Source organism: Ancylothrix sp. D3o (assembly GCF_025370775.1).
Taxonomy (GTDB): Bacteria; Cyanobacteriota; Cyanobacteriia; order Cyanobacteriales; family Oscillatoriaceae; genus Ancylothrix.
Genome location: NZ_JAMXEX010000004.1, coordinates 239,410 through 251,089, shown reverse-complemented (window position 1 = coordinate 251,089; position 11,680 = coordinate 239,410). Strand labels below are relative to the sequence as shown.

Here is an 11,680-nt window from a genome sequence, read left to right as displayed (position 1 = left end):
TCGCTCATCTGAGCCTTTTGAGATATTTTTAGGTTTTTTGCTCATTACAGCATTCTCAGCCTTTTGCTACTTTTTGCAAAAAAACGTAAAATAACTTTATATAACGTCATCCTTTGCCATACTTTCATGGAAACTCGGTTTATCGCCTCTCAATCCGTCGAATTAGCTGTTGCGGAACAACCCGCACCCATCCAACACTATTTGCGTCAGCCTAAACGTCTCGTCTATGCTTTGGTTGACGAGACGCGGATGGAACAACTTACTCCAGACCTTTTCCGCTTAAAAATGCGCCCTCTCAGCTTTATGATGTTGAGTATTCAACCCATTGTAGACATGAAAGTGTGGGCTGATGCAGAGGGGACAATTCATTTAAGATCAGTGCGCTGTGAAATTCGCGGCGTTGAATATATTAATCAGCGGTTTGCGCTTAATTTAATAGGAAAACTTTATCCGTGCAAAGTTAATGGCGTAACTTACCTCAAAGGTAGAGCAGATTTAGAAGTCAAAGTAGAATTACCGCCCCCGTTTTGGTTAACTCCCAAGCCAATTTTAGAAACCACCGGCCACGCTTTACTTAATAGCGTTTTGCTGACAGTAAAACACCGCTTAATGCACCAATTGTTATCAGATTATCGTCGCTGGGCAACCGAAGAAAGAACTCCACAACTACAAGAAGGAGTCTCGGTTATTTCCAATGGAGAACAAATTGTTTAAATTTGAAATTAGTTATTGGTGATTGCCTGGTTTTAATTGTTTAGGCACAATTACCAATGAAAAGACTGCCGGTGTTGCCCTGAAGCACCGTATTTTTGTAAGGCTAAACGATGTTTTGCTGTACCATATCCCTTATTGTTTATCAAGTCATAATGGGGATATTTTGCAGCCAATCTAACAATTAAATCATCACGCCAAACCTTAGCGATAATACTAGCCGCAGCAATAGATACAGATTTGCTATCACCTTTTACCATTGTTTCTTGGGGAAACGGCAAAAAAGGCACACGCTGATTACCATCTATCAAACATAATTCTGGCTGAACTTTTAATTTTAAAATAGCGCGTTTCATCGCTAATAAAGAAGCTTGGAGAATATTCAATCGGTCAATTTCTTTAACCGAAGCCATGCCAATTTTACAATCAATTGCCACATCCTTAATCAGTAAAGCTAAGTAACTTCTTTGACGACTATTTAACTGCTTACTATCTTTCACCCCAGCCGATATTAACTGCTCAGAAACATCAGAGGGCAAAATCACCGCCGCAGCCACCACCGGCCCAAACAAACAACCACGACCAACCTCATCCACCCCCGCCACAAAAACCGCTTGAGAAGGGGCCGGTGTCTCCCAAAAAGAAAGCTGTAAAGGTTGAGAATTGAGCATTTATTATACTATTTCGTTAATGCTTGAAAGTGATCTTGGGGCAACCAAGATTGTAATTTTCCAACTCCGCTGAAGCTAGAAAAACTTAATTGCCCCTAAACTTTTTCCAGAGAAAACTAGAAGCGGTAGATGCCATTTAACCAAAGACAAGTTAAAAAAACCCAGTTGCTTAAAAAACCGGGTTTTTAGTAACAATTTTGTTAACCGCGCCCCTGATCAGAATCCGTTGCACTGGAACGACGACGACGGCGACGATTCAAAGCGGTACCAGAATCAGCCTCATTTTCCGGATCGCTTTCAGAAGACTCAGAAGACATCGAACTTTCCGGTGGAGCCTCATTAAAAGATTCAGAAACCGGCTCATCATAACTCGAAAAATCATGTCGTGAGGGTAAATTCGACTCCTCCTCCATCAACTCCATAGACTCGTCATCCATGCGAGAAAAACGCGAAGAAGAAAGCGTAGGTTTCACAGAACCGCGACGCACCGGCAGACTCTCCCGCGCCGGCGGTGGAGGCGGCACCGTATCCGGCGACTGACCAGGCGAAAGCACAGACACGATAGCCGTTTTCGGGTTTTTTACCTCACCCTCTGCCAACAGCAAAGGCGAAACACCCATCATGCCATAAATTTCCTGCTCCTCCGGTGTCATCTCCACAGCAATAACTTCTGGCGGCTCAGGCGGCGAAGAAATAGCCTCCCGGCCATAAAACCGGCCTCTTGCAGAGGGTGGGCCTTGGATATTGGCTCGTTCCTCGAAATTACGGGGTGATTCGCTCATAGAAGAGCGGGGACGCGGTAGGGGCAAAGAATTGCGTTCTCGTTCCGAGAGCGTCGTATTCTCTCGCGGCGGCATCGAAAACGAAAAATCCTCTGGAACCTCTGGCTCCGGGGCTGGTTCCTCAATTTTCGTAGCCGGTTTCGCTGGCAAAACCGGTCGAGAAGAAGCGGCAGGTGCAACCTCATCGATATTATTTTCCCGCCATCCCGCCTCTGGTGTAGCCGGATCGCCAATGCGGCGGCGGCGGCGGCGGCGGATATCTCCACCACCTCGGTCTGGATAATTAGCGTTATAAGCAGAGCCGGTTTCTTGAAAATCGCTTAGAGGCTCTAACTCAGCCGGCTCGGAAGGCGAACGTTCTGGAGACGACACCTCGCGTCCAGGCAAGTTGTTCAATCCTAAGCGAGACACCGGTAACGAAGGCGCTTCCCCAAAATCAAGAGTTTCGCTGGTTGCTTCGGGCGAACGTGAAATCTTTAAGTTGGAGGAGCGTTCCCCAGGAACCTGCCAAAGATTGGCCTCTGGTGTTGGAGTGCCGACATTCTCAGCACTACTACGCGCCCGCGCTTCTCGCATTGCCATCGCCGATAAACGTTCCACCGGCTCCCCAGGCGACTGCTCCGGTTCACCAGGCAAATGCACCAAATGACCAAACCCGCCACAAGAAGAACAAGTACGGCCAAACAATTCATAAATATTTTGACCTTGGCGCTTGCGAGTCAACTCCACCAAACCCAACTCAGAAAGCTGAGCAATTTGAGGCCGCGCTTTATCCGCCTTGAGGGCTTTATTGAAATGTTCCAGCACTTGCAGTTGGTCGCGCCGCGAGTCCATATCAATAAAGTCAACAATAATCACCCCTGCAATATTGCGTAACCGCAACTGACGGGCGATTTCTGTTGATGCTTCGCAGTTTGTCCACAGCACTGTTTCCCTTGCTGTTGCCGAGCGAGTAAACGAGCCAGAGTTTACATCTATAACCGTTAAAGCTTCGGTGGGTTCAATGATGATATAACCCCCCGAAGGCAAATCTACTCTGGGTTTGAGCGCTTCGCGGATTGCCGCATTCACCCGAAAATATTCTAAAACCGGTGTTCTCTCGCGGTGGTGATCAATGAGTACGCCTTGGGGTGGTTTGCCTCCACTCCAAGTTAAAATTTGTTGCTTGACTCGTTTAATGGCTGATTGCGAGTCTACGACAATTCGATTTACATCTGAACTGTACATATCTCGCAAGACGCGCTGGATAAAATCATCATCGCGGTTGAGTAGGCTTGGTGCTCGCGTTGAAACTGCTTCTTGCTGGATCGTTTCCCACTGACGTTGGAGAATCTCTAAATCTTCGATAATTGCTTCTTCTCCCATGCCTTCGGCTTCGGTGCGAACCAAAAGACCCATACCGGCCGGCTTGACTAAAATGGCTAAGGCTCTTAACCTGTTTCGCTCATTTTCATTGCGGATGCGCCGTGACAAATTCACGCCTCGCCCATAGGGCATTAATACGAGATAACGTCCGGGGAGGGTGATATTGCCGGTCAGCCTTGGCCCTTTAGTGCCGGTGGGCTCTTTCATTACCTGTACTAAAACTTTTTGCTGGGGCACTAATAATTCTGTAATTGCACCGGCTGAGCGCTTCAGACGCAGGGGCCCCAAATCTGTAACATGAATAAAACCATTTCGTTCTGCATCGCCAATATTGACGAAGGCTGCATCTATCCCAGGAAGTACATTTTCCACTACTCCAAGATAAATATCACCTACTTGATGTTGGCCGGTGGCAACCACCAGTTCTTGAATTTGATCTTCTGAAAAGACAGCAGCAATTCTGTGCTGCTCTGCGATAATAATTTGCTTGGGCATTCAACAATTTTCCTCAAAACTTTTGGTGTTTCACCTATTGCCGATTGATTATGTTTGCGTAGCGTCCCGCCGGGAATAGTTTTGCAACCCCCAGTCAGGTCAATAGCCCGCTTTTTTTAACAAATAGCTACGCGCTAAAATCAGATGTTTTGTTCGCGTAGCGTCTTTGTGGGAAACGCATTTTACATCCATAAGAGTTTAACGTTCAAAAAAGCCTAAAATGGCTGCGATCTTGAGCGTTCAAGAAACAAATCGTTACCGTGATCTTCTGGCTCCAGCGGCATCCGTTGCAAGAATTAACAAGCTCGTTTCTAGGGCTATTACTGCGGCTTCATCTAATTGAAAGCTAACCATCGCCTTTTACTAAAAGTTTGAAAGCCTTTCAGGATTAAGCTAAATTGACGTGGTGCGGGCCTTCACTAAAAGCCAGCACAGCTTCTACTTCCCAAGCACGCTTTCCAAAAACAATCAGATGCTTAAAACTTGCAGACGGCTATCAGAAACGGCTTTGTTTCTTCACCGACTGCGGGGTTTTCTATCTGTTGCCTGAAACCACACCCAGACCAAACGCCCGTACTTTCTACACCAAGCGCCCAGCCTGAGACGAATAGCAAGGGCTGCTACCACGCTTCGTTATCGGCTTGGCACCGCCCCAGGAAGTGAATTTCCTTATCGGGACAACTCCTGTTACTTCAGAGTCGATAAGGCGAATTGTGCCTGCTATGCTCTTAGAAACCAACAATCTTTTAGACGGTTAAGTTAAATCTATCTTGCGAGCTAGCCAGCCTCTCTGGGTAAAGCCTCAACATTCAAGCTGTTTTTCACTTGATAAATAACTCTTGTTTTTGTTGAGACTTTTTACCTTTGACCTGTGATTCCAAAGCGTTTTGCTAAGGTCACAGATTTTTACTTGATTGTTGAGAGGGTATCACTGCGGTCGCAGTCTGACAACCCCGCTCACCCCGAAAACGAAGAGCCTATTTTTAATAGCTCTTTCCAGAGTCTCATTACGTTTGAGTCTGTGCTGAGATAATTCTACCGTTTTTTGGCGATAGATTAAGCTCCGCTATCGCTAAACTTCCCTCTTAACACCGGCCTACACAAATCCATTTTGCCTCCAACACGCGAACACCTTCAGGTCAAACCTTAAAAGCTGCATGATTTCTTATTTTGACATATTAGCGCTCGTGTGGTTGAGAGCCAATTTCTAGGGGCCAGCTTCGCCGAACTCCGAAGTCCGAGCGGTTCTTCAACAACTTGGCTTTAAGCATCGACTAGATACCCACCCCTACTTTTACGGTCAGAGACTTAGTTAAAAAACAACCTTTGACAGCCTTGGATATATTTTTGCGCTTCCTGAGCACCAAAAAAACTTTTTAGCCTCCCAAAATCAAAGCTGAACGATGAACGTGCAACAAATCAACCTCCTGATCGCTGACTTGTTGAAGCATATAAACCAAATGTTCAGGGCGCAATAAAGTGCCGTCATTGCGACTACTGCCAATGTACCGCAGCGCACAGCGTCCCTCACCGGCCAAAACTTTCTTCTGCACCGGCTCAGGAGAAGATGCCGCTATCTCTAACTCAAAAAGTGAAGTTCGCAAATTCAAAACCTTTTTCTTTCCAGACTTGGTTAATTGCTCCCACAAAATCGTATCTGTAGCCTTCACTAACTCAATCCACTTTTGCCATTGCGGCTGAAGCTCTGTATTTGCAGTTGCCAGTACCAAAAAATACTCGCATCGCTCTAATAACTGAGTTGCTGAAGCCGCCTTTAAATCTATCTCCTCCACTCTCAAAATAGGAACATCCACCGGCAACTGTAGAGCCAACTTTTCACTAAAATCAGCCACATCCATTGCTTCGGTCAACTCAAAATCCACTATTTCGCCGCTACTCGTGGCACCTAACGAAAGGGCACTGGCTATGGAAATGCGAGGTTGAGGATGAAACCCTCCCGTAAAAGCCACCGGCAGACTGGCCCGCCGCAAGGCCCGGTCAAACAAGCGCAGCAAGTCTAAATGACTCACTAGCGCCATATCGCCTTGTTTGCCAAACCATACCCTTAAGCGTTGGGTTCGCTCGATTTGGGGCTGAAACTCACCCGCAAATTGTGGAATGGGGGCCGGTTCGATGACGATATTATGGCCAAAATCTGGCGAACAAACGCCACAATGGGAACAACCTTCAAACGAACAATCTGGAACTGTTGCCGCTTCCAAAGCCCTTTGGAGGTCAGCTTTTAGCCATTCCTTCTCAATGCCGGTGTTGATATGGTCCCAAGGCAAAGGTTTATCCAAGTTGGGGCCTTCTTCTGCCCCTTCCTGCATGATATTCCATTCTCCGGTTTCAACTTGCTGGTATTTCCAAGTCAAACCGGCCTCGGCAATGGCTTCTCCCCAAGCTTGATAAGCTCTTTCTGCACTATCAAACCACGAATCCATTCCCGCCCCCAACTCCCAAGCACGGCGCAACACCGGCCCCAAACGACGATCACCGCGTCCGATGAAATCTTCCATTGCAGAGATTCGCACGTCGGTAAAATTGGCCTTAACGCCTTTGATGGTGCGAAATTCCGCTCTCAGCATCGCTTGTTTGCGTTTAAACTCGGCATTTGAAACTGAATGCCACTGAAACGGAGTGTGAGGTTTTGGGGTGAAATTAGAAATCGTCAGGGTAAAATTCAGTAGTTTTCGGCCTTGAGTACGGCATTCTTGCTGTAACCAGCGGACTGTTTCGGCAATTCCCAAAACATCGGCATCAATTTCCCCTGGCAAGCCGATCATAAAGTAAAGTTTGATTTTGTCCCAGCCTTGCTCAAAAGCTGTTTTGACTCCCCGTAAAAGTTCTTCGTTGGTCAAACCTTTGTTGATAATATCGCGCATTCTCTGGGTACCGGCCTCTGGGGCAAAGGTTAAACTACCTTGCCGGTTTCCGCCGATAATGTTGGCGATGTTTTCGTCAAAGCGATCTACTCGCTGAGAAGGAAGAGACAGGGAGATGTTTTGATCTTTGAGACGGTTGCGGATCTCCATGCCTACGGATGGCAGGGAAAGATAATCTGAACAGCTAAGGGAAAGCAGGGAAAATTCGTTATGGCCGGTGGCCCGCATTCCTTTTTCGATGGTGTTGATCACTTGGTCTGGGTGAACATCGCGGGCCGGTCGAGTTAGCATTCCTGGTTGACAAAACCGGCATCCTCTAGTACAACCGCGCCGAATTTCTACGATCAAACGGTCGTGAACGGTTTGCGTGTAGGGAACAAGGCCAATGGAGTAGGCCGGTATGGGAGTGGCGACACGCCGCAATATTTCTTTGGGGACATCCGTGCGGTTGGGATGAACGGAACCATCCTCAGCCATGTCATAAAATTGCGGAACGTACACGCCTGGTATTTGAGCAAGGTCAAGTAAGGTTTCTTGGCGCGATGCTCCTTTAATTTTATTTTCTTCTAGGACTAGGCCAATTTCGGGTAGGAGTTCTTCTCCGTCTCCCAAGGCGATGAAGTCGAAATAGTCGGCGTAGGGTTCTGGGTTAGAGGTGGCTGTTTGTCCACCGGCAAAGATTAACGGCCATTTTTGGGGTTCTTGATTTCTTTCTTGCCACGTTAGCGGAATAGCGGCCAAATTGAGCATTTCTAAAATATTGGTGGCGCCGAGTTCGTAGCTGAGGCTGAAGCCGAGAATATCGTAATCTAGGACAGGCCGGCGTTGTTCAACGGCAAAAAGCGGGGTTTGGGTGGCGCGAAGTTTGGCACCTAGATCGGGCGCCGGTAAGTAGGCGCGGTCACAAAGTTGTCGCGGTTGGGTGTTAAGGATGTTGTAGAGGATAATGTGACCGAGGTTTGATGCACCTACTTCGTACACTTCTGGGTAGGTTAAAACCCACCTCACGACGGCGTTTTCCCAGGGTTTATGGAATGCTCCCAACTCGTTACCGAGGTAACGGGCCGGTTGCATGATTTCTGGTGTGATTAATTCTTCTACTGCAACTGCCACTGCACTACTCCACTTGTCGTCCAGTGATGGAAAACGTTTTTTGTCTTTTATTTACTATAGTGGAGCGTCGGGGGTGCCTTGGCAAGTTGGCGGAGGATTTATCGAAAATTTTGCTACAGGTTCAGTTGTGAAATTACCGCTGTGTGGGTGTTTCACAATTGAATTTATGATCTTTTAAAACAAAACTAGGGGAGGGTGGGTGCTTCGGGTGGTTGTCGTGACAGGTGAGCCGGTCAGTGCGCTTTAATCTTGCGAACAAGCGCGTTCAAATTCGCTGCGGTTTTCAAATATCTCGAAAACTCGGTCAAGCTGAGTCAGTTCAAATATGATTTTTATGGCTGGAGAAACGCAGCAAAGACTAAATCTTTTCTCTTGACGTTGGGCCAAGCTTAAGGCGGCGACTAAGGCCATTAAACCGGCACTATCGAGAGATTCGACTTGATGAAGATCGACTAAAACACCTTTGATATCTGAGTTTACTAAGGTGGTGAGTTGCTCTTTTAACTGGTCAGCGTTGCTGGCATTAATATGCCCTTGGGGCTTAGACTCTGCTATTTTTAATGGGCTAATCAGATTGGACATCATATTGTGTTCCTTGGTGGGTTATTAAGAAAAGTTACCCTATTTGCTATCAACGATAAAGCCTACACTCCTGTGTACACCTATTCCGTATGGGTGATTTTACTTAATCTTAAGGCCATTTTACTGAATCTTTATAACTGGTCGGGGGTTTTTTAAAGTTATGATTAAGTTATTCTGAATAAAAGTATATAAAGCTACCAAAAACTTCTTCCAGTCTTAATATTTTTGGTGCCAATCTGTGCATTTTCTCAATTTCGCCGCCAAACAGGCGAAGTGGCCCGACCATGAAGAAAGTAAAGTGATTTAGATCATCACTGAAGTGAGGCTTAAATCACATTCTTGAGACTGGTTTCAACGGACAATAGTAGCTGACCGGAGTTTTGCTGACTTACTACCAAGGAGTGCTACGATGATTCGCCACCTTGTTGAAAAAGCTCTGTATTTCAAACGCCTCACCCCGGATATTGAAAATGAAATCAATTACGAGTTAACTCGTTTGGGGTATATCTCTGATGTGGATTATGAGGCTCTTGAGTTACTAATGGCTGAGATGGATGCTGGCCGTATTCAGTTAGTGCCTAGTACCTAATTTGACTGCTGTCTTACTTTTCACGGTGTCTGTGGTTATGCTTTTTGCGATTATAGCTGTTGATGGAACGGGTGCATCAACAAGCGCAATATTACTTGAGCGTAAATAGGCGCTCAGTAGAACTCGTGCAGAGGTTTGGAAATTAACCATGCAGTCATCTATCTTGAGATTGATATTATTGTGCCGCAAATAACAAAATTTTTCTACAGGGTTGCCAAAAAAATCTCAAATTTAGAGAAAATTTAGCTGACACCAGACGAAGAGCTAAAATTATTGGGGTGATCTTGCCAGACTTGTTGAATAAAAGCTCGCAATTGTCGGTGAGCAATTTTGGCTGAGTCCACCGGCCTATCTTCTACTGTGGTTATCTGAACAAGTAAGGGTATTAATTCTGTATCCAAAGCTGGGCGAAATAAAGTGAGGGGCAAGAGTATATCTGCACCTTCCCGCAAGTCATATAATATGGGCAGTTCGCCGCTGGCCAACAACAGGGGCCGGCCCCAGCACATTTGACGGGTTTCTATGATATCAATGACCTCAGCGTAGAGGTAGGTGTTTTGATGTTCTAGGCAAACAATTTGTTTAGCTTGAAATTTACTAGCACTCTGCATTGATACTCACTCCAAAAAAAGCAACGCTTATTCTTTGCTTTGGCTTTATTGTAAGAGAGAAAGAGCCGCGATACAATAATACAATAAAAGAATCAGACCTGCGCTGCAAATTCACCAAATGCCTGTTATTTCTGCCGACTTACAACAAAGACTTTCAACACCTCTCAAAATCGGGAATTTTGAGGTAAAAAGCCGCGTCTTACAATCGCCGCTTTCTGGAGTAACGGATCTGGTGTTTCGCCGGCTTGTGCGGCGTTATGCCCCAGAGTCGATGATGTACACAGAAATGGTGAATGCCACCGGCTTACACTATGTGCGACAACTGCCGAAACTAATGGAAGTTGACCCCAACGAACGGCCCATTAGTATCCAACTGTTTGACTGCCGGCCAGATTTTTTGGCGGAAGCAGCCCAAATGGCGGTAGAAGAAGGCGCAGACACGGTAGATATCAATATGGGCTGTCCTGTTAATAAAATTACTAAAAATGGCGGCGGTTCTTCTTTGTTACGCGATCCAGAAACCGCTGAAGCGATTGTGCGAGCGGTAGTGGAAGCGGTGAAAGTGCCGGTGACTGTAAAAACAAGAATTGGCTGGACAGAAAAAGAAATTAATATCCTTGAATTTGCTCAACGAATGGAAACTGCCGGTGCTCAAATGATAACCGTTCATGGACGCACAAGAGCTCAAGGTTACAATGGGCCGGCTAAATGGGAATGGATCAAAAAAGTTAAAGAAGTGCTTTCTATACCCGTTATTGCAAACGGTGATATTTTCTCAGTTGAATCAGCAGTGCGCTGTTTAGAATACACCGGCGCCGATGGTGTGATGTGTTCGCGGGGGACGATGGGATATCCGTTCTTAGTTGGCGAAATTGATTATTTCTTAAAAACCGGCACAGAAAAACAACCACCGACTGTTATTGAACGTTTGGAATGTGCAAAAGAACATTTGATTGCTTTGTGGGAATATAAAGGCCAAAGCGGAATCAGACAAGCTCGTAAACACATGACTTGGTATGCGAAAGGCTTTCCTAATGCCGGAGAATTGCGCGATAAATTGGCGCGAGTTGATACTGTCGAGGAAGGGAGTAATTTAATTGACAAAGTGATAGAAGAGTTACGGGCTGGGGAGCGAGAATTGGCCGGTATAGGAACTTAAAGCTTTGAATTGGAAGCTTTTTTAATGAAAAAAGAGCGACCATTAAAGACAAAAATCTGTAGAAAAGGATGTAAAGAAAATTTTTTAAACCGGCTTTATGGGTCGTGAGGGGGTTAGTAGTTACTAGAGAGTGATCATCAAATACCACTAACCATTAACTCCTAACCGCTCACAGACTCAAAAAAAGTTATTAGATATCGCGTTCGCTCAATTCGCGGATCAGGTGATCGAACGGTTGATCTAACCAAGCACCCGGAGTGATACCGGCCTCGGCGACTTTTTCTTTTACCAAGTCTTTGAGAATGGAGATGCCGATCACGGTGGGGCCAATGGGTACACTCAGCGAGTTGTAGGTTTCCCGAAGACCTTGCAATACTCTTTCATCGAGGACGTCGGTGCTACCGGCCACCAGAGCATAACTGGCATAGCGGAGGTAGTAGTCCATATCCCGCAAACAAGCGGCATAACGGCGAGTAGTATAGGCATTTCCACCTGGACGGATCAGTTCCGGCAATTGTGCGAACAACTGGGAACCGGCCCCTTTGACGAGGGCGGCTGCATTGCCGTTGATCACGCCTGCGGCCTGAACTCGTGCCGTGCCGGTGTCAAAATAGGACTTTAGCGAATCGAGGGCGTTACGGTCAAGATAACGGCCTGCGAGGTCATAGTTCTTAATTAGGTTTGTTACGGCGTCCCGCATTAATTTTTTCTCCCAAC

The 11,680-nt window shown here is 46.3% G+C and carries 9 protein-coding genes; 3 read left to right on the top strand and 6 right to left on the bottom strand.

Annotated elements, in window-relative coordinates:
- The first annotated feature begins 126 nt into the window (after positions 1–126).
- On the top strand, positions 127–714 hold the full coding sequence (locus NG798_RS10380) for a DUF1997 domain-containing protein (RefSeq protein ID WP_261222440.1): 588 nt from the start codon (positions 127–129) through the stop codon (positions 712–714).
- Between the two features lie 50 nt (positions 715–764).
- Here NG798_RS10380 and NG798_RS10375 read toward each other — a convergent pair whose 3' ends face one another.
- The 4 genes from NG798_RS10375 to NG798_RS10360 form a co-directional block, all read right to left on the bottom strand.
- On the bottom strand, positions 765–1,382 hold the full coding sequence (locus NG798_RS10375) for a ribonuclease HII (RefSeq protein ID WP_261222439.1): 618 nt from the start codon (positions 1,380–1,382) through the stop codon (positions 765–767).
- A 200-nt stretch (positions 1,383–1,582) separates the two neighbouring features.
- Positions 1,583–4,024 (bottom strand): Rne/Rng family ribonuclease, encoded by a 2,442-nt coding sequence (locus tag NG798_RS10370; RefSeq protein ID WP_261222438.1) that lies wholly within the window; start codon positions 4,022–4,024, stop codon positions 1,583–1,585.
- A 1,376-nt stretch (positions 4,025–5,400) separates the two neighbouring features.
- On the bottom strand, positions 5,401–8,022 hold the full coding sequence (locus NG798_RS10365) for a TIGR03960 family B12-binding radical SAM protein (RefSeq protein WP_261222437.1): 2,622 nt from the start codon (positions 8,020–8,022) through the stop codon (positions 5,401–5,403).
- Positions 8,023–8,265: 243 nt separating this feature from the next.
- Positions 8,266–8,607: an STAS domain-containing protein gene (locus NG798_RS10360; protein ID WP_261222436.1), complete on the bottom strand. Its 342-nt coding sequence runs from the start codon at positions 8,605–8,607 to the stop codon at positions 8,266–8,268.
- 406 nt (positions 8,608–9,013) lie between these two features.
- On the opposite strand from NG798_RS10360, the gene NG798_RS10355 reads away from it, so the two are divergent.
- Positions 9,014–9,193 carry a hypothetical protein gene (locus tag NG798_RS10355; protein ID WP_261222435.1) on the top strand — a complete coding sequence of 60 codons (180 nt, stop codon included), beginning with the start codon at positions 9,014–9,016 and terminating at the stop codon, positions 9,191–9,193.
- 242 nt (positions 9,194–9,435) lie between these two features.
- On the opposite strand, the gene NG798_RS10350 is transcribed toward NG798_RS10355, so the two are convergent.
- Complete coding sequence (locus NG798_RS10350; RefSeq protein WP_261222434.1) at positions 9,436–9,804, bottom strand: hypothetical protein; 369 nt, start codon at positions 9,802–9,804, stop codon at positions 9,436–9,438.
- A gap of 118 nt (positions 9,805–9,922) precedes the next feature.
- On the opposite strand from NG798_RS10350, the gene dusB reads away from it, so the two are divergent.
- Positions 9,923–10,963: a tRNA dihydrouridine synthase DusB gene (dusB, locus tag NG798_RS10345; RefSeq protein ID WP_261222433.1), complete on the top strand. Its 1,041-nt coding sequence runs from the start codon at positions 9,923–9,925 to the stop codon at positions 10,961–10,963.
- Between the two features lie 190 nt (positions 10,964–11,153).
- Here the strand turns inward: dusB and apcB are convergent, their stop codons facing one another.
- Positions 11,154–11,663, bottom strand: coding sequence for an allophycocyanin subunit beta (gene apcB, locus NG798_RS10340; RefSeq protein ID WP_261222432.1), 510 nt, complete (start codon positions 11,661–11,663; stop codon positions 11,154–11,156).
- Between the last annotated feature and the right edge of the window lie 17 nt (positions 11,664–11,680).